The 16188-nt window shown below is 69.7% G+C and carries 18 protein-coding genes and 1 pseudogene; 14 read left to right on the top strand and 5 right to left on the bottom strand.

Annotated features, from left to right (window positions below; genetic code table 11):
- Positions 1 to 222: 222 nt before the first annotated feature.
- The 10 genes from pqqA to AC3A6Y_RS22400 all read left to right on the top strand — a co-directional run bounded on the left by pqqA (position 223) and on the right by AC3A6Y_RS22400 (position 8376).
- On the top strand, positions 223 to 297 hold the full coding sequence (gene pqqA, locus AC3A6Y_RS22445; RefSeq protein WP_409050622.1) for a pyrroloquinoline quinone precursor peptide PqqA: 75 nt from the start codon (positions 223 to 225) through the stop codon (positions 295 to 297).
- A gap of 62 nt (positions 298 to 359) precedes the next feature.
- Positions 360 to 1292: a pyrroloquinoline quinone biosynthesis protein PqqB gene (gene pqqB, locus AC3A6Y_RS22440; RefSeq protein WP_487870424.1), complete on the top strand. Its 933-nt coding sequence runs from the start codon at positions 360 to 362 to the stop codon at positions 1290 to 1292.
- A gap of 62 nt (positions 1293 to 1354) precedes the next feature.
- On the top strand, positions 1355 to 2077 hold the full coding sequence (gene pqqC, locus AC3A6Y_RS22435) for a pyrroloquinoline-quinone synthase PqqC (RefSeq protein WP_487870524.1): 723 nt from the start codon (positions 1355 to 1357) through the stop codon (positions 2075 to 2077).
- On the top strand, positions 2074 to 2349 hold the full coding sequence (gene pqqD, locus AC3A6Y_RS22430) for a pyrroloquinoline quinone biosynthesis peptide chaperone PqqD (RefSeq protein WP_487870423.1): 276 nt from the start codon (positions 2074 to 2076) through the stop codon (positions 2347 to 2349). Before pqqC ends, pqqD begins: the two co-directional genes overlap by 4 nt.
- A gap of 56 nt (positions 2350 to 2405) precedes the next feature.
- Entirely contained in the window at positions 2406 to 3623 is a 1218-nt protein-coding gene (gene pqqE / locus AC3A6Y_RS22425) for a pyrroloquinoline quinone biosynthesis protein PqqE (protein ID WP_487870422.1), read from the top strand.
- Positions 3617 to 4330, top strand: coding sequence for an ABC transporter ATP-binding protein (locus AC3A6Y_RS22420; protein ID WP_487870421.1), 714 nt, complete (start codon positions 3617 to 3619; stop codon positions 4328 to 4330). Before pqqE ends, AC3A6Y_RS22420 begins: the two co-directional genes overlap by 7 nt.
- A gap of 9 nt (positions 4331 to 4339) precedes the next feature.
- Positions 4340 to 5320, top strand: coding sequence for a PQQ-dependent catabolism-associated beta-propeller protein (locus tag AC3A6Y_RS22415; protein ID WP_487870420.1), 981 nt, complete (start codon positions 4340 to 4342; stop codon positions 5318 to 5320).
- Complete coding sequence (locus tag AC3A6Y_RS22410) at positions 5313 to 6500, top strand: type 1 periplasmic-binding domain-containing protein (RefSeq protein WP_487870419.1); 1188 nt, start codon at positions 5313 to 5315, stop codon at positions 6498 to 6500. Before AC3A6Y_RS22415 ends, AC3A6Y_RS22410 begins: the two co-directional genes overlap by 8 nt.
- Positions 6500 to 7399: an ABC transporter permease gene (locus tag AC3A6Y_RS22405; RefSeq protein WP_487870418.1), complete on the top strand. Its 900-nt coding sequence runs from the start codon at positions 6500 to 6502 to the stop codon at positions 7397 to 7399. The genes AC3A6Y_RS22410 and AC3A6Y_RS22405 overlap by 1 nt, the downstream gene beginning before the upstream one ends.
- Positions 7396 to 8376, top strand: coding sequence for a Bug family tripartite tricarboxylate transporter substrate binding protein (locus AC3A6Y_RS22400; protein ID WP_487870417.1), 981 nt, complete (start codon positions 7396 to 7398; stop codon positions 8374 to 8376). The genes AC3A6Y_RS22405 and AC3A6Y_RS22400 overlap by 4 nt, the downstream gene beginning before the upstream one ends.
- A gap of 112 nt (positions 8377 to 8488) precedes the next feature.
- Here AC3A6Y_RS22400 and AC3A6Y_RS22395 read toward each other — a convergent pair whose 3' ends face one another.
- Together AC3A6Y_RS22395 and AC3A6Y_RS22390 are read right to left on the bottom strand one after the other, a co-directional pair.
- Positions 8489 to 8809 (bottom strand): high-potential iron-sulfur protein, encoded by a 321-nt coding sequence (locus AC3A6Y_RS22395; protein ID WP_487870416.1) that lies wholly within the window; start codon positions 8807 to 8809, stop codon positions 8489 to 8491.
- Positions 8810 to 8846: 37 nt separating this feature from the next.
- A complete protein-coding gene (locus AC3A6Y_RS22390; RefSeq protein WP_487870415.1) occupies positions 8847 to 10628 on the bottom strand; it encodes a PQQ-dependent methanol/ethanol family dehydrogenase in 1782 nt (593 codons plus the stop codon).
- Positions 10629 to 11005: 377 nt separating this feature from the next.
- Here AC3A6Y_RS22390 and AC3A6Y_RS22385 point away from each other — a divergent pair.
- From AC3A6Y_RS22385 to AC3A6Y_RS22370, 4 genes and pseudogenes are all read left to right on the top strand, one after another.
- Positions 11006 to 11383, top strand: a pseudogene (locus AC3A6Y_RS22385) (group III truncated hemoglobin); the annotation flags it as partial.
- A 57-nt stretch (positions 11384 to 11440) separates the two neighbouring features.
- Positions 11441 to 12085 carry a hemerythrin domain-containing protein gene (locus AC3A6Y_RS22380; protein WP_487870523.1) on the top strand — a complete coding sequence of 215 codons (645 nt, stop codon included), beginning with the start codon at positions 11441 to 11443 and terminating at the stop codon, positions 12083 to 12085.
- A 23-nt stretch (positions 12086 to 12108) separates the two neighbouring features.
- Complete coding sequence (locus tag AC3A6Y_RS22375; RefSeq protein WP_487870414.1) at positions 12109 to 12612, top strand: universal stress protein; 504 nt, start codon at positions 12109 to 12111, stop codon at positions 12610 to 12612.
- Positions 12613 to 12785: 173 nt separating this feature from the next.
- Positions 12786 to 13217: a ribonucleotide reductase subunit alpha gene (locus AC3A6Y_RS22370; RefSeq protein WP_487870413.1), complete on the top strand. Its 432-nt coding sequence runs from the start codon at positions 12786 to 12788 to the stop codon at positions 13215 to 13217.
- Positions 13218 to 13249: 32 nt separating this feature from the next.
- On the opposite strand, the gene AC3A6Y_RS22365 is transcribed toward AC3A6Y_RS22370, so the two are convergent.
- The 3 genes from AC3A6Y_RS22365 to AC3A6Y_RS22355 all read right to left on the bottom strand — a co-directional run bounded on the left by AC3A6Y_RS22365 (position 13250) and on the right by AC3A6Y_RS22355 (position 16183).
- Positions 13250 to 14458: an NAD(P)H-dependent flavin oxidoreductase gene (locus tag AC3A6Y_RS22365; protein WP_487870522.1), complete on the bottom strand. Its 1209-nt coding sequence runs from the start codon at positions 14456 to 14458 to the stop codon at positions 13250 to 13252.
- Positions 14459 to 14604: 146 nt separating this feature from the next.
- Positions 14605 to 15333, bottom strand: a complete 729-nt coding sequence (locus AC3A6Y_RS22360) for a carbonic anhydrase (RefSeq protein WP_487870412.1) — start codon at positions 15331 to 15333, stop codon at positions 14605 to 14607.
- 19 nt (positions 15334 to 15352) lie between these two features.
- Positions 15353 to 16183: a peptidylprolyl isomerase gene (locus AC3A6Y_RS22355; protein ID WP_487870411.1), complete on the bottom strand. Its 831-nt coding sequence runs from the start codon at positions 16181 to 16183 to the stop codon at positions 15353 to 15355.
- Between the last annotated feature and the right edge of the window lie 5 nt (positions 16184 to 16188).

Raw genomic sequence — 16188 nt, 5'->3', positions numbered from 1 at the left:
TGCCGTGGCTGCGCAGCACTGCTCCACGGTGGAACAGTGTCACGCGGGCCCCGGCAAGCGTTCGCCGCGTCCGGCGCGCAAATGCCCAGGACAACTCAGTGCAATCCCTTGTCCGGACGCCACCAGCGCCGACAACGTGCCACCGGCACACCTCTTGCAGAAAGGTGATCGTCCTCAAGGCAATTCCGCCCGGACCTCACCTCAACGCTCAAGGAGACTCTCATGCAATGGTCGCAACCCACCTTCGAAGATCTGCGCTTCGGCTTCGAGATCACGATGTACATCTCGAATCGCTGAACCCTTCGGCCCGTCGGCGGCGCATCGAGGGCGATGCGCCGCCCGCAGCCCCACGCACTCCCATGAAAATCCTCGTGCTCGGTTCCGGCGCCGGCGGCGGCTTCCCGCAATGGAACTGCAATTGCCGTCTGTGCGCGGGTCACCGCCAGGGCGCGCTGAGCGCGCATGCACGCACGCAAAGCTCGATCGCCGTGTCGGCCGACGGCGAGTCCTGGGTGCTGCTGAACGCATCCCCCGACATCGGCCAGCAGCTTCGCGGCCACGCGCAGCTGCATCCGCGCGGCGGCCTGCGCGACACGCCAATCAAGGCGGTGGTGCTGATGGACGCACAGATCGATCACGTCACCGGCCTGCTGGGCCTGCGTGAAGGCCCCTGCATCGACGTCTACGCCACGCCCTGTGTGTTCGAGGACCTGACCACGGGCCTGCCGCTGCTCAACGTGCTGCAGCACTACTGCGGCACGCGCTGGCACATGCTGCCGGTGGCGGGCAAGCAGACCCGCGCCGAGTTCCGCATCGAGGGAGTCGCCTCGCTGCGCTTCACGGCGCTGGCCATTCCCGGTATGGCGCCGCCCTACTCGCCGCACCGCCGCGAGCAGCTGGTGGGCGACAACATCGCCCTGCTCATCGAGGACCCGGGCGAGGGCAGGTGCCTTTTCTACTCGCCCGGCCTGGCGGAGGTGGGTCAGCAGGAGCTGCACTGGATGAGCGAGGCCGACTGCCTGCTCGTCGACGGCACCTTCTGGGAAGAAGACGAGATGCGGCTTGCCGGCCTGAGCCACAAGTCCGCCACCGAGATGGGCCACCTGCCGCAGACGGCCAGCGCGGCGCGCGCCGGCATGGTCGAGGCCATGCAGGCCAGCAGTGCGCGCCGCAAGGTGCTCATTCACATCAACAACAGCAACCCCATCCTCGACGAAGACAGCGCGCAGCGCCGACTGCTGGACGCGCACGGCATCGAGGTGGCGTACGACGGCATGGAGATCACCCTGTGAACACCACCACCACCGAACGGCAGGACACCCCGGCGCCGGCGGCTGCCTGCAGCACGCCATCCCTGCGCACGTGGCGTCCCGAGGAATTCGAGGCCCGCCTGCGTGCCTGCGAAGCGCGCTACCACATTCACCACCCCTTCAACCTGCGCCTCAACCGCGGCGAGTTGCAGCCCTTCCAGGTGCGCGGCTGGGTCGCGAACCGCTTCTACTACCAGCTCTGCATCCCGCAGAAGGACGCGGCGGTGCTGGCCAACTGTGCGCAGCGCGAAGAGCGACGGCGCTGGCTCGAGCGCATCCTCGACCACGACGGGCGCGGCGACTTCGCCGGTGCCAATGCCGGCGGCATCGAGGCCTGGAGCCGGCTCGGCCAGGCGGTGGGCCTCGGGCCCGACGCGCTCTGGTCGCAGCGCCACGTGCAGCCCGGCGTGCGCTTCGCCGTCGACGCGTACCTGAACTTCGCGCGCAGCAGGCCCTGGGAGGAAGCGGCGATCTCCTCGCTGACCGAGATGTTCGCCCCCAAGATCCACGCCGATCGCCTGGCGGGCTGGCCGGCGCTGTACCCGTGGATCCAGGCCGAGGGCCTCGCCTACTTCCGCCAGCGCATCCCGCTGGCCACGCGCGACGTCGAGCATGGCCTCGAGGTCGCGCGCCGCTGGGCCTGTACACGCGAGCGCCAGGAGCGCGCGCTCCAGATCCTGAATTTCAAGCTGGACATCCTGTGGTCCATGCTCGACGCCATCGAGCGCGCCTACCCCGACGAACTGGCCGAGGAGCTGCGGCCATGACGGCCCCCGACGCCAGGCCTCACGTGGCCACGATGTTCCGGCTGCAGTTCGAGCCGGCGCAAGACAGTTGGGTGCTGCTCTATCCGGAGGGCATGGTGCGGCTCAACACGCCGGCGGCCGAGATCCTGCGGCGCTGCGACGGCTGCCGCTCGGTGGACGAGATCGTGGCCGAACTGGAGCTCGCCTTCGCGCAGCCCGCGCTGCACGACGATGTCTGCGCCTTCCTCGCGCAGGCCCGGCAGCGCGGCTGGCTGCGGCAGGACCTGCAATGAACCGCCGGGCCGCTCCCGGGGCGAATGGCAACGCAGCCGAAGGCGAAGGCGCTCCCATGCGCGCCACGCACGCGGCCCACGGGGTGCCCGGCCCCGCCACCAAGCCGCCGATGTGGCTGCTGGCGGAATTGACCTACCGCTGCCCGCTGCATTGCCTCTTCTGCTCGAACCCGGTCGACTACGCCCGGCACCAGGACGAGCTGGACACGCCGACCTGGAAGCGCATCCTCGGCGAGGCACGCGCGCTCGGCGCGGTGCAGCTCGGCTTCTCGGGCGGCGAGCCGCTGCTGCGCGAGGACCTGGAGGCGCTGGTGGCCCATGCGCGCGGGCTCGGCTTCTACACCAACCTCATCACCTCCGGCGTCGGGCTCACCGAAGGCCGCGCCAAGGCGCTGAAAGCGGCCGGACTGGACCACATCCAGCTCTCCTTCCAGGATTCGACGCGCGAGCTCAACGACTTCATCAGCTCGACGCGCACCTTCGAGCTCAAGTCCAGGGTCGCCGCGATCATCAAGGCGCAGGGCTACCCGATGGTGCTGAACTGCGTCATGCACCGCTTCAACCTGCCGCACGTGGGCCGCATCATCGACATGGCAGAGCGCATGGGCGCCGACTACCTCGAGCTTGCCAACACGCAGTACTACGGCTGGGCCTGGCTCAATCGTGCGGCCCTGATGCCCACGGTCGAGGAGCTGCGCGATGCCGAAGCCATCGTGATGGCCCATCGCGAGCAGCAGGGCAGCCGCATGAAGGTCCTCTGGGTCTCGCCCGACTATGCCGACGCCAAGCCCAAGCCCTGCATGGCAGGCTGGGGCTCCCTGTTCATGGTGGTGGCGCCCGACGGCAAGGCCTTGCCCTGCCACAGCGCGCGCATGCTGCCCGGCATCGACTTTCCGGACCTGCGCGACACGCCGGTGCGCGACGCCTGGTATGACAGCGGCGCCTTCAACCGCTACCGCGGGCAGGGCTGGATGAAGGACGGCTGCAGCGACTGCGACGAGCGCGAGAAGGACTTCGGCGGCTGCCGCTGCCAAGCCTTTCTGGTCACCGGCGATGCGGCCGCCACCGACCCGGTGTGCCCGAAAAGCGAGCACCGCGGGCACATCGACGCGATGCTGGCCGAGGCGCAGGCCGAGCGCACGCAACAAGCGGGATGCGGCGCGCCGGTGCAGCCGCTTCGCTTTGTGCCCGGCGCCTCCAGGCAGGCAGGGCTGATCTACCGCGGCGACGAGAACTCGCGCCGGCTGTCGGCCATGAAGGACGCACCATGCTGACGGTGCGCAGCCTCACCCACCGCTACGGCGAGCGCGTGGCACTCGATGCGCTCAGCCTGTCGGTGCCGCGCGGCAGCTTCACCGTCCTGCTCGGGCCCAATGGCGCCGGCAAGTCCACGCTGTTCCAGCTGCTCACCGGCCTGTTCGCCGCCGCGGCCGGCGACATCGAGGTGGCCGGCTTCTCGATGCGCCGCCAGGCGCGGCGGGCGCTCGCGCACATCGGCGTCGTCTTCCAGCAGCAGTCGCTGGACCTCGACCTGAGCGTCGCGCGCAACCTCCAGTTCCACGCCGACCTTCACGGCTTGCCGCGCGCACAGGCGGCCGAGCGCATCGCCTCGCAGGCACAGCGCTTCGGCCTGGCCGACGAGCTGGCGCGGCGCGTGCGCGAGCTCTCGGGCGGCACCCGGCGCAAGGTGGAGCTGGCGCGCGCGCTGCTGCACCGGCCCGGGCTCCTGCTGATGGACGAGGCCACCGCCGGGCTGGACCCGAAGTCGCGCCGCGAGCTGGTCGAGGGCCTGCGGCAGGAGGTGCGCCAGCGCGGCGCGGCCGTGCTGTGGGCCACCCACCTCGTGTCCGAGGCGGAGGCGGCGGACCAGGTGCTGGTGCTCCACCGCGGCGAGCTGCTGGCCGGCGGCACGCCGGATGAAGTGACCGCCGCGCTCGGCGGCCCGACGCTCGAAGACGCCTTTCTCCATGCCACACGCTGAGGCCCCGCCATGAGATCACGCCACCTGCTCCCGATCTTTGCGCTCGCAGCCCTGCTGGGCGCCGTCCCTGCGCGGGCGGACGACAGCGGCATCGCCTACATCTCCAGCGAGAAGGACCATGCGATCACCCTGGTCGACCTGAAGACGCTGACCGTGGTGGGCAGCATCCCGACCTGCAAGCGCCCGCGCCACATGCAGCGCCTGCCGAACGGCCGTCGGCTGATGGTGGCCTGCAGCGACTCGGGCCGCGCCGACCTCATCGACCTGGACAGCCGGCGCTCGCTCGGCAGGCTGCCGCTGGGCGAGGATCCCGAGGTCTTCGATCTCTCGCCCGACGGCCGCACCGCCTATGTCTCGGCCGAGGAGGACGGCGCGCTCAACGTCTTCGACCTGGTGGCGAAAAAACTGGTGCGCAGCGTGCCGCTCGGCAAGGAGCCCGAGGGGGTGAAGGTCTCGGCGGACGGCAAGCGGGTGTATGTCGCTTCCGAAGTCGCCAACATGGTCCATGTGGTCGACGCGGCCACGCTCCAGGTGGTCAAGAACATCGCGGTGGGCAAGCGCCCGCGCCGGATGGCCTTCTCGGCCGACGGCAGCGAGCTGTGGGTGAGCAACGAGCTCGGCAGCAGCGTCAGCGTGATCTCGCTGCGCACGCTGGCGGTGGAAGCCACCATTCCCTTCGAGCTCAAGGGCATGCGGGCCGACGACATCACGCCGGTCGGACTTTCGCTGTCGCCCGACGGCAGGACGATGTACGTGGGCCTGGGCCGCGCGAACCACGTGGCCTTCGTCGACGTGGCCACCCGCCGGACCACGCAGCTGGTGCTGGTGGGCAAGCGCGCCTGGAACCTGGCGCCCAGCCGCGATGGCGCGCGCCTGTTCGTGCTCAACGGGCTGTCCGACGACATGACGGTGATCGACACGGCCAGCGCGAAGCCGCTGAAGACGCTGGCCGTCGGCCGCGTGCCGCACACGGTGGTGATCGATGACTGAGCGGCACATCGCCCGCTGCGCCGCGGCGTTCGCCCTGGCGGCGCTGGCGTTCGGCGCCTCGGCCGCAACCCTGACCCTGGGCATCGTGCAGCGCGCCGACGACGAGCGCCTCGACGCGCGGCGCGTGGCGCTGGCCTACCCGGGCCATCCCGGCGGCCCGTTGCATGAAGCCGTGGCGCTGGCCGTGTCGGAAAGCCGATTCGAGCTCGACCACGCCGGGCTGCAGGTGCGACTCGAGCTGCGCGACGTGCGCAGCGCCGAGGAGGCCGGCGCCCAGTTGCGCCAGCTCGAAAAGGCCGGTGCCGGCGGCGCCGTGCTCGACCTGCCGGCCGCCTGGATCGCGGTCGCGGCTTCCGCCACCGGCTTGCCGGTGCTCAACGCCGGGGAGAGCGCCGACGCACCGCGCCAGCAGGGCTGCCGCCCCAACCTCTTCCACACCCTGCCCACCGAGCGCATGCGCGCCGACGCGATCGCGCAGGCGCTGCTGGCGCGCCGCTGGACGCGGGTGCTGCTGCTGCACGGCGGCAGCACCGGGGACCCCACGCGGCTCGCACAGACGCAGGCGGCGCTCAAGCGCTACGGCATCAAGGTGATGGCGCTCAAGCCTTTCAAGCGCTCGGGCGATCCGCGCGAGCGCGATCTCGCCAACCCGCTGCTGCTGACCAGCCCCGGCGTCGGCGGCGAGTACGACGCAGTGTGGGTGGTCGACGGCGACGGCGAGTTCGCGCGCAGCCTGCCGTATCGCACCGCCTTGCCCCGGCCGGTGGTGGGCGACGCCGGGCTGGTCGCCGAGGCCTGGGCGCCGCGCTTCGACCGCTACGGCGCGCCGCAGCTGGAGCGGCGCTTCCAGCGCGCGGCCGGGCGGCCGATGACCAGCTTCGACTGGGCCGCCTACGTGGCCGCCAAGGCGCTGCTGCAGGCAGCGCTGGAGCGGCCCGCGGCCCCGGGTGCCGCGCAGATGCTGAAGGCGCTGGGCCATGCCGGCTTCACGCTCGACGGCTTCAAGGGCGTGCGCCTGAGCTTTCGCGCGTGGGACCGGCAGCTGCGGCAGCCCTTGCTGCTGACCGATGGCGTGGCCGTGATCGGCAGCGCGCCGGTCGAAGGCGTGATGCATCCGAAGAACGTGCTCGACACGCTGGGCACCGACGCGGCCGAATCGGCCTGCAACGGAGCGCCCTGATGGCCGAACCGCCCCGCAGCAGCGCCGCGGCCCACGGGCCTACCACTGCGTCCGCATGCGGTGCCGGGGGGCTTGGGAGCGGCCCCGCGGCGCATGCGCTCCTGGCCCTGCGCGCCATCGTGCAGCGCGAACTGCTGCGCTTCGTGCACCAGCGCACCCGGCTGCTCTCGGCGCTGGTCCGGCCGGTGCTGTGGCTGGCGGTGTTCGCCGCCGGCTTCCGCAACGTGTTCGGCATGGCCATCGCCGAGCCTTACGACACCTACATTCCCTACGAGCTCTACATCGCGCCGGGGCTCATCGGCATGGTGCTGCTGTTCAACGGCATGCAGTCCTCGCTCGCCATGGTCTACGACCGCGAGATGGGGCAGATGCGGCTGCTCCTCACCGCACCGCTGCCGCGCTGGTGGCTGCTGGCCGCCAAGCTCCTTTCGGCGGCGCTGCTGAGCCTGCTGCAGGTGCTTGCCTTCCTCGGCGTGGCCGCACTGCTGGGCACCACGCTGCCGCTCGCGCCGGCATCGCTGCTGCATGCGCTGGCGGCCACGCTGGCCGCTGCGCTGATGCTGGCCGCGCTGGGCCTGCTGCTGTCCGTGTACGTGCGTCAGCTGGAGAACTTCGCCGGCGCGATGAACTTCGTCATCTTCCCGATGTACTTTCTCTCGACCGCGCTCTATCCGCTGTGGAAGCTGGAGGAATCCGGCGCCGTCTGGGTCTGGCGCGTGGCCCAGCTCAACCCCTTCACCCATGCGGTCGAATGGATCCGCTTCGCGCTCCACGGCAAGGACCCCGGCATCGCGCCGCTGGTCGTGCTGGGCGCGCTCGCGCTGTGCTTCCTGCTGGCCTGCCTGGGCTATGACCCGCAGCGCGGCTTCGGCAAGCTGGCGCAGAGGGGCCAGCCATGACGACGCGGCGCAGTCTGCTGCTCGCGACGGCGTCCGCGATCGCCGCACCGCGCGTTCTTGCTTCGCAGCCGGCGGGCGCCGCGTGGTTGCCGCAGCGCCCCATCACGCTGTGGGTGCCCTGGCCCGCGGGCGGCGCCACGGACCTCACGCTGCGCCTGCTGGCCGAACTGGCGGGCCGGCGGCTGGGCCAGAAGGTGGTGATCGAGAACCGCGGGGGCGCCGGCGGAACGCTGGCGATGCCGGTGCTGCAGCAGGCGGCACCCGACGGCCACACGCTCGCGCAGATGCCGCAGCCGGTGTTCCGCGCGCCGTACACGCACAAGGTGGCCTGGGACCCGATCCGCGACACCACGCCCATCCTGCAGGTCAGCGGCGTGACCTTCGGCCTGGTGGTGCCCGTGTCGAGCCGCTGGCACAGCGTGGACGATCTGCTGAAGCACGCGGCCGCTCATCCGGGCCGCCTGAGCATCGCCACCAACGGCATCGGCACCACGCCGCACGTGGTGCTCGACGAATGGTTCGCGCGGCATGGCCTGAGCTACATCCACGTCCCCTACAAGGGCAGCGCCGAGCAGATGGTGGCGGTGGCCTCGGAACAGGTCCTGGCCGGCATCAACTCGAATGGCTTCGCGCCCTACGTGGACGCCGGCCGGCTGCGCCTGCTCGCCACCTTCGGCGCCGCACGCACCCGGCGCTGGCCCGAGGTGCCGACCCTGCGCGAACTGGGGCACGGCATCGTCGCCACTTCGCCCTACGGCCTGGCCGGCCCGCGCGGCCTCCCATCCGCGGTGGCGCAGACGCTGCACGACGCGTTCAAGGCCGCGCTCTTCGATCCCGCGCACATCGCGGAGCTGGCCCGCTACGACCAGGAGATCGCGTACCTGGACAGCGCCGACTACGGCCGCAGCATGCGCGAGGCCTTTGCCGCGGAGCGGCGCGTCGTGGAGCGGCTGGGCCTGGCGCCGGCGGCGTCCTGACCCCCGCGCGCTCAGCTTTTGAACCGCTGGACCGCGACGTCCTGCGCCATCGCCGTGACGCCGATGCAGGGCGCCACGGCAACGACAGCGCGGCAATTCCGCGCCGCCGCCTTCAGACGGGCTTGGCGGCCCAGGCGTTGCACCAGCCCGGGCCCGCGATCTGCTTGCGCCCGAACATGGCGCAGCCGCCCCATTCGTCAGTGGCACTGCCCTGGAAGAACGAGCAGTTGGTGCAGCGCTGCGTCGGGCTGTGCTTGGGAAAGCGCTTCTTGTCGACCTTGGCGGTGTCGTGCACGTAGCCCAGGGCCTTTGCGGTCTCGTCGCTCTCCTCCACCCGCGCGGGGGCGGCCCGCGCGAGTTCGGGAAGCGCGAGGACGGCGCCGGCGCCGGCCACGGTGCGGATGATGAAGATGCGGCGCGTGGTGTCTTTCATGTGGGGTTCTCCGGTCTTGGTTGGATGCGTGCCTCTGTCAGTTCGCCTTGGCGGTGCGGGTGCTGCCCTTGCCGTCGCCGGCCTTGGGGATCTTGAACACCCACACCATGCCGCCCTGTTCGAGGAAGTTGACCTTCTTGGCCACCTCGCCGCCCCACAGCGGCACCGCGCCGCCCCAGCCGGAGACCACGCTCACGTACTGCTCGCCGTCCTGCTGCCAGGTCACGGGCGGCGCCACCACGCCGGAGCCGGTCTGGAACTCCCACACCACCTTGCCGGTCTTGGCATCGGCGGCCTTCAGGAAGCCTTCGGGCGTGCCCCAGAACACCAGGTTGCCGCCGGTGGTCAGCACGCCGCCCCACAGGGGCGCGTTGTTCTTGACCTCCCAGGCGATCTTCCCGGTCTTCGGATCGATCGCGCGCAGGGTGCCGATGTAGTCCTCGTTGAGCGGCTTGATGGTGAAGCCGGCACCGAGGTAGGCTGCGCCCTTCTTGTAGGCCACCGGTTCGTTCCAGATCTCCATGCCCCACTCGTTGGCGGGCACGTAGAACATCTTCGTGTCGGGGCTGTACGCCATCGGCATCTGGTTCTTGCCGCCGAGGAAGCCCGGCGCGGCAAAGACCGCGCTGCCCTTCTTGCCGTCGGTCGTTGCCGTGGGATCGCCGGGCCGGTTCTCGGCGATGAAGTTGGGCCGGCCGCTCTTCAGGTCGATGCTGCTGGCCCAGGTGATCTTCTTGACGAACGGAAAGGCGTTGATGAGCTTGCCGGTGGCCGCGTCGTTCACGTAGAAGAAGCCGTTGCGGTCCGCCTTGCCGCCGACGCGCTTGCCATCCATGTCGAAGGTCACGAACTCGTTCACGCCGTCGAAGTCCCAGCTGTCGTTGGGCGTGTTTTGGTAGTGCCACTTGATCTGGCCGGTCTTCACGTCGATGGCCACGGTCGAGCAGGAGAACAGGTTGTCACCCTCGCGCAGGTGGCTGTTCCAGGGAGCGGGGTTGCCGGTGCCGAAGTAGGCCAGGCCCGTCTTGGCGTCATAGGTGCCGCCGAGCCAGGTGGCGGCGCCGCCGGTCTTCCACAGGTCGCCCGGCCAGCTCTGGTTGGCAGTGCCCGAGACGCCGCTCTCCTTGGCAGTGCCGTCGGGGTCGTAGGTGTAGCCCATGTGGCCTTCGACGGTGGGACGCATCCACACCAGCCGCCCGGTCTTGGCATCGCGCGCCTCCACGCGGCCGACCACGCCGAACTCGCCGCCGGACACCCCGGTGAGAATCAGCCCGTTGGCGATGATGGGGGCCGCGGTGGCCGAATAGCCGGCCTTGTAGTCGTCGATCTTCTCCTTCCACACCACGTCGCCGGTGTTCTGGTCGAGCGCCACGAGCTGCGCATCCAGCGTGGCGAAGATCACCAGGTTGTCGTACAGCGCGGCACCGCGGTTGACCACGTCGCAGCAGGGCATGATGCCCTCGGGCAGGCGGTGCTCGTACTTCCACAGCTTGCGACCGGTCGTGGCATCGAGTGCGAACAGGCGGGAGTAGGAGGCGGTGACGAACATCTTGCCGTTGTGGATGACCGGCTGGGATTCCTGTCCGCGCTGCTTCTCGCCGCCGAAGGAAAAGGCCCACACCGGCGCCAGCTTGCCGATGGTGGCCGTGTTGACCTGCTTGAGCGGCGAGTAGCGCTGACCCTGGGTGTTCAATCCCCAGGTCAGGATGTTGCCGGTGGCGGTGGCTTCGTTCTCGATCATCTTGTCGGTCACGACGGCATGGGCCGCGGAGGCGGCCAGGCCGGCGGAGATGAGAACGGTCAAGAGCTTCAGTTGCATGGGGTCGTCTCCTCGGGGGGTTGAAAAACGCGGGTCGGACACGTCCTGACGGCCGCGTCTTCCACGCTTGTCGATGGCAATGTCCGTGCCACGCGGCCAGCGGGGCCGGACGGCTGCCCAGGCCTTCGATTGAACCGGCGAGCCGCGGGTTTTCCCGCTGCACTGCTCCACGTTTGAGCAGCCGGGCCGTCACGGGCCGTGGCACGAAGGCACACCCGCCACGGCCAAGCGCAAGGAGCTTGCTTCAGATCAAGGAAGCGGCGACCCACCCGCGTTAGGCTTGCGTTGCAGTTCCGATCGGAACGCCAGGAGACACAAGGAGATGCGGGATGGTCGCGGAGAAAGAGGTCACCGGCGCGCGGCTTGCGAGTTCTCTCATGCCGGACCCTGACCTTTGCACGGAAGAGGAGGTCGTGGGCCTGGTCCATGCCTTCTATTCAAAGGTGCGCAAGGACCCGGTGCTGGCCCCGATCTTCGAATCGCACGTCGCCGACTGGGAGTCTCACCTGGCCAAGCTGGTCGACTTCTGGTCGTCTGCCCTCAGAGGCACGGCTCGCTACAAGGGTGCGCCCATTCCCAGGCATGCGGCATTGCCGGGGCTCACGGCCGCGCTGTTCCATCGCTGGCTCGCCCTCTTCCGCGAGACCACCCAGGCACTGGAGAACGCCGCGCTGCGGCAGCGCGCCGACGAGCTCGCGCATCGCATGGCCGGCAGCCTCTGGTATGGCTATCAGTCGCGGCATGGCGCGCCGAACGGCGGCGGGCAGCCGCCTCCGCAGGGGGCAACAGAGCTGCCCAAGAAGGATCGGGCCATGACGCACCCCAGCCTGAACATCATCTGCCAGGAACATCGGGCGCTGTCGGCCATGCTGCGCGCGATCACCCTGCTGCTGGGCGAGCATCGGCGGCGAAACACCTTGCCCGACTTCGATGCGCTGCAGGCCATGCTGTTCTACGTCGACGAGTTCCCGGAGAAGCTGCACCATCCCAAGGAAAGCAGGCTGCTTTTCCCCAGGCTGCGCGGGCGCGATGCGCACACCGACGCGGTGCTCGACCGCCTCGACCGCGACCATGCACGTGGCGAGAAGGCCATCCGCGAGCTCGAACACGCGCTGGTCGGATTCCGGATCATGAGCGAGACGGACCAGGGAGAAGCCCGGCGGCGCCATTTCGAGGCCTTGATGAAGCAATACACCGACTTCTATCTCGATCACATGCGCGTCGAGGAAACCGAGATCCTGCCGCTGGCCCAGGCGGTGCTCAGCGCCGACGAATGGGCCGAACTCGACGCGGCGTTCCTGACGAACCGTGACGCGCTGGCGGGCCGTGAAGCCGACCAGGCGTACCGACCGCTTTTCAGGAAGATCGTCGGCGCACTGAAGGACTCGGGCAGCTTCGGCCTGGCACTCGAAGCCTTCGCAGGCGGCGCCATACCGGCGTTCTCGCCTCCCCACTGACTGCCTCCGCAAGGGAGATCGCCATGCACGGACGAATTCTGGTTCCCATCGACGGCAGCCCGGGCTCCAGCCGGGCGCTGGACGCGGCCATCGATATCGCAAGGAGCACGCATGGCCTGCTGCGCCTGGTCCACGTGATCGACGATCTCTCGCTGCCACGCCGGCTCGCCGACACGGACACATGGCTGGACGCATGTCGCCATGGCGGTCGACAGATCCTGGATGCCGCGACGAGAACGGCCGAGGCTCGAGGCATACGCGCAGATGGCGTTCTGTACGGCGACCTCGTCACGCCGCTTTGCGACGCGATCGCGACCGAAGCGAGGGTGTGGCCGGCCGAACTCATTGTTCTTGGCTCGCATGGGCGCCGCGGACGCGGGCGAGTGACGATCGGCAGCGATGCAGAACGCATTCTGCGAAGTTCGGCCATTCCCGTGGTGCTGGTTCCCGTGCCGGTGGAAGAATCCGGCGACCGGCGCCTCTCGACAAGAAGGCCGGCCGTGGCGCCTGCACTGGGATTCTTGTGACGAGCCGGGCGGCCGTGCGGCGCCACTTCCTGGGGTCCGGACCGCGAGCCGCACACCGATGACAAGCTACCGAGAGGCGGACACCCCCGCGAGCACGGGCTTGACCTGGATCAAGTGTCGAGCAACGAAGATCCGGATACTGCCGACAAGTCCATTTCCTCGGAAGCATCCGCATGAACCCCATGCACCCGCGGCCATCCGCCACCCTCACGAGCTTCGACGATCTGCTGCGCGCCGCGCGTGAACAGGCGCAGCCGCAGCGCCTGCTCTTCGTCTTCACTGCAGCCGGCATGCCGGAGGATGCCTCCCCGGCGCAGCGCGAGCGCTTCCACTCGGGCCAGGGCGGCACCTTGACGCCACTGATGTGCGTCGACAAGACGCCTGACGAGCTGCTCTCGTTCGACGCCTTGCGCGACGAGTCGCGCCAATTCGGCCAAGCCTGGGACATCGTGTTCGTTGCCGCCATCTCGGGCATCGGCGGCCGCGTCCTGACCAGCGAAGAGGCCGAAGCGCCGATGCAGCGCATGGTCGATTCGGTCAAGTCCGGCGCTATCGGCGGCTTCGTTCCATTCGACAACGGGGGCCGGCCGGTGCAGATCGAATGACATCGCGGCTGCAACGCGCTCCACGCCTGCGCTCAACCTGCGTGGACGCCGAGTGAGGGCGTGGCGTCGGCCGGCGTCAGAAGGCGCGCGAGAAGCTCGCGCGCGCTGCGAATCTGGTCGCCGAACGGCAGCTTGCCGACGCCGCGGAAGAACAGGCCCTTCTTCACGTCACCGCGCAGGGCCGCTGCCAATTGGGTGTCGATGCAGAACTGGCCCCAGCCTGCCAGCCCGTCGCGCAATCCACATTGCGCCAGACAGTCGAACGCGAGCGTGCAGCGCGGCTTGACGTGCGCCACGCTCTGCAGCTTGGCTTCGGCCTTCAAATAGCTTTTCAGCCACCGGGTTGCCACGGCGCGTGCCGGCAAACCGGCGACGCTGGTGAACTCGACCAGATCCTCGTCGCGCGCCTGTGCCAGCACGCGCTTGAACTCGGGATGCGCGTCGCACTCCTGCGTCACGGCGAAGGGCGTGCCGAGCTGCACCGCGGCCGCGCCCTGCGCCTGCACCCGCACGATGTCTTCGAAGCGGCGGATGCCTCCGGCCGCGATCAGCGGGATTTCCTTCTCGACGCCCGCCGTTCGCAGGAACGTCAATGATTGCGGGATCACGTTTTCAAAGTCGAAGCGCGGATCGGCCAGGTCGGCGATCTTCGCCGCCCCCAGGTGGCCGCCGGCCAGGCGTGGGTGCTCGATGACGATCGCGTCGGGGAGCCGCTTCCTGCGCTCCCATTTGCGCACCAGAAGCTGCACGCCGCGCGCATCCGAGAGTATGGGCACCAGCAGCGTGTCCGGGTGGTCCTGGGCGAGCTCCGGCAGGTCGAGCGGAAGGCCCGCGCCGACCACCACCGCATCGATCCCGCACTCGAGCGCGCGGGTCACCGAAGGAGCGTACTCGCCGACCGCGCGCATCACGTTGATGGCGATCAGGCCCCGTCCCCGGGAAAGCGCGCGCGCGGCGCGGATCTCGCGCGCCAGCGCCTCGAGATTGGCAGCGTCGATGTCCTCCTTGGCCTGGCGCGTGGCTGTCTCTCCCGGCGCCAGGTCGCGCGTGCGCGCCATCAGGTCCGGATGGTGGCGGCGCAGATCGACCGACGAGATCGTGCCCATCGCGCCGAGCGCCGCAACGCTGCCGGCCAGCCGATGCGCCGAAACGCCGACACCCATGCCGCCCTGGACGATCGGCAGAAGGGTTCGCTCACCGAGGCGCAGCGGCTTCAGGGTGCCGTTGCGCAGCAAGCCCATCAGATGATCGGCGTCGTCGCGCGTGTCAGGGGCTGGGAGCAGGTGCTTGTCAATGGTCATGGCGGCCGCGGCAGGGCGCATGCACGCCGCATCTGTTGGAACCCACGAACGGTAGGGCAAGGCCTCGATCGGGGTGTTGACGAAGGTCAAACTTGCGCTTCGCGGCGCGGCGCCGGTCCCAGCGCTTCGTCGATCTCGTTGAAGATGCCGGTCCCGCTGCCATCGTCGACCGGTGCGTGGTCGAACGGGCCGGTGCCGCTGTGATCGGCGTCGGACGCCGGCACGAAACCTCCGCTGCGCAGGTCGAAGACATGCACCTCGCCCTCCTCGATCACGTAGTGCCAACCGTGCAGCGCAAGGCGGCCCGCTTCGACGCGCTCGCGCACCATCGGGTAGCCCATCAGCCGTTCCAGCTGCAGCACGACGCAGCGCTGCTCGGTGCGGCGCAGCGCTTCGGGCGTCACCTGGACCGGCAGCGCGGCCTCGCGCGCGAGCTCGAGCCAGGCCGCGAGGTTGGTCGCCTCGGGCACGGACTCTTCGTACAGCGCCCGGATGCCGCCGCAATGGCTGTGACCGCAGACGACGATGCGCTCGACGCCGAGGCGAAGCACGGCAAATTCGATCGCCGCAGCCGTTCCGTGGTAGCCGGCCGAGCCGTCGTGCGGCGGCACCAGCGCACCGACGTTGCGCACGATGAACAGCTCGCCGGGCCCGGTACCGGTGAGCAGGTACGGGACGAGGCGCGAGTCGGAGCAGCCGATGAACAGGATGTTCGGATGCTGGCCGTCGCGCACCAGGCTGCGGAACCGATCCTGCACGCCGGGAAAATAGTCGTCATGGAAGCGCCTGAGCCGCTGCAGCAGTTCGTCGGGCATCGCACACTGCCTGCTGCGACTATTGGACCAGCGGCGTCTGCGCTGCATCGAGGTCCACGCCCTCGACGGTGGCCTGTCCGGCCAGCAGCTGAAGGCACTGCCGCAGCGCCGTCACATAGGTCTGCTGGCGCAGTGCCATCGCGACCGCGCCGCGCACCGACGCAAAGGACTGGGGCTCGCCGCCCTCGCGCTCCAGCACCTCCACCACGTGCAGGCCGAAGCGGCTGTGAACCAGGCGCGGCAGCACGCCGACCTCGACGCGACCGAAGATCTCGCGCGCGAACTCGGGCGCGCAGTCGGCCGGCGTCAGCCACCCGAGCTCGCCGCCTTCAGCCCCGCTCGGGCAGTTGGAGAGTTCGCGGGCAGCCCGCTCGAAGCCGGTGCTGCTCGCGCACGCAGGTGCCTTGCCGTCGTGGCAGCGGACATCGAGCAGGCAGGCCTCTGCGCGATTGCGCAGTGCCGCCACGTCCACGCCCGGCGTCACAGCGAACAGGACATGCCGCACCCGCACGCGCTGTCCCGTGCGGTAGCGGGCCGGGTGAGCCGCATGATGGCGGCGGCAGGCCTCCTCGGACGGCTCGGGCAACTGCAGTTCGCGCTCGAGCCAGGCATCGATGGCCTGCGAGGCGGCTTCGCTGAGCACGCCGTCGCCGGGCGCCACGTCCGTGGGTGCCAGCAGGCCACCCCGAATGGCCGCCTGACGCAGCAGTTCGGAACATGCGCGCTGGCGCAGCGCTTCCAGCGACAGGATTTCAGCTTCGGCGTGAAGCGCCACGCCATTGATCCGCGCCACGCGGGTCGCCAGGGCCGGGGGTGCCGCGGCGCCGGGGTCGACAGTTTCGGTGTTCATGAAAG

It is taken from the genome of Variovorax sp. Soil_C_17 (assembly GCF_057657265.1).
The sequence above is the reverse complement of the archived record's forward strand: the minus strand, read 5'-3'. Positions and strand labels throughout refer to the sequence as shown.

Excerpts from the sequence above, each read along its gene's own strand:
- AC3A6Y_RS22390 (WP_487870415.1), bottom strand. The coding sequence starts at position 10,628 with ATGCAACTGAAGCTCTTGACCGTTCTCATCTCCGCCGGCCTGGCCGCC.
- AC3A6Y_RS22380 (WP_487870523.1), top strand. The coding sequence starts at position 11,441 with ATGACGCACCCCAGCCTGAACATCATCTGCCAGGAACATCGGGCGCTG.
- AC3A6Y_RS22365 (WP_487870522.1), bottom strand. The coding sequence starts at position 14,458 with ATGGGCTTGCTGCGCAACGGCACCCTGAAGCCGCTGCGCCTCGGTGAG.
- AC3A6Y_RS22370 (WP_487870413.1), top strand. The coding sequence starts at position 12,786 with ATGAACCCCATGCACCCGCGGCCATCCGCCACCCTCACGAGCTTCGAC.
- pqqE (WP_487870422.1), top strand. The coding sequence starts at position 2,406 with ATGCGCGCCACGCACGCGGCCCACGGGGTGCCCGGCCCCGCCACCAAG.
- pqqB (WP_487870424.1), top strand. The coding sequence starts at position 360 with ATGAAAATCCTCGTGCTCGGTTCCGGCGCCGGCGGCGGCTTCCCGCAA.
- AC3A6Y_RS22395 (WP_487870416.1), bottom strand. The coding sequence starts at position 8,809 with ATGAAAGACACCACGCGCCGCATCTTCATCATCCGCACCGTGGCCGGC.
- AC3A6Y_RS22405 (WP_487870418.1), top strand. The coding sequence starts at position 6,500 with ATGGCCGAACCGCCCCGCAGCAGCGCCGCGGCCCACGGGCCTACCACT.
- AC3A6Y_RS22420 (WP_487870421.1), top strand. The coding sequence starts at position 3,617 with ATGCTGACGGTGCGCAGCCTCACCCACCGCTACGGCGAGCGCGTGGCA.
- AC3A6Y_RS22400 (WP_487870417.1), top strand. The coding sequence starts at position 7,396 with ATGACGACGCGGCGCAGTCTGCTGCTCGCGACGGCGTCCGCGATCGCC.
- AC3A6Y_RS22375 (WP_487870414.1), top strand. The coding sequence starts at position 12,109 with ATGCACGGACGAATTCTGGTTCCCATCGACGGCAGCCCGGGCTCCAGC.
- AC3A6Y_RS22415 (WP_487870420.1), top strand. The coding sequence starts at position 4,340 with ATGAGATCACGCCACCTGCTCCCGATCTTTGCGCTCGCAGCCCTGCTG.
- AC3A6Y_RS22360 (WP_487870412.1), bottom strand. The coding sequence starts at position 15,333 with ATGCCCGACGAACTGCTGCAGCGGCTCAGGCGCTTCCATGACGACTAT.
- pqqD (WP_487870423.1), top strand. The coding sequence starts at position 2,074 with ATGACGGCCCCCGACGCCAGGCCTCACGTGGCCACGATGTTCCGGCTG.
- AC3A6Y_RS22410 (WP_487870419.1), top strand. The coding sequence starts at position 5,313 with ATGACTGAGCGGCACATCGCCCGCTGCGCCGCGGCGTTCGCCCTGGCG.
- AC3A6Y_RS22355 (WP_487870411.1), bottom strand. The coding sequence starts at position 16,183 with ATGAACACCGAAACTGTCGACCCCGGCGCCGCGGCACCCCCGGCCCTG.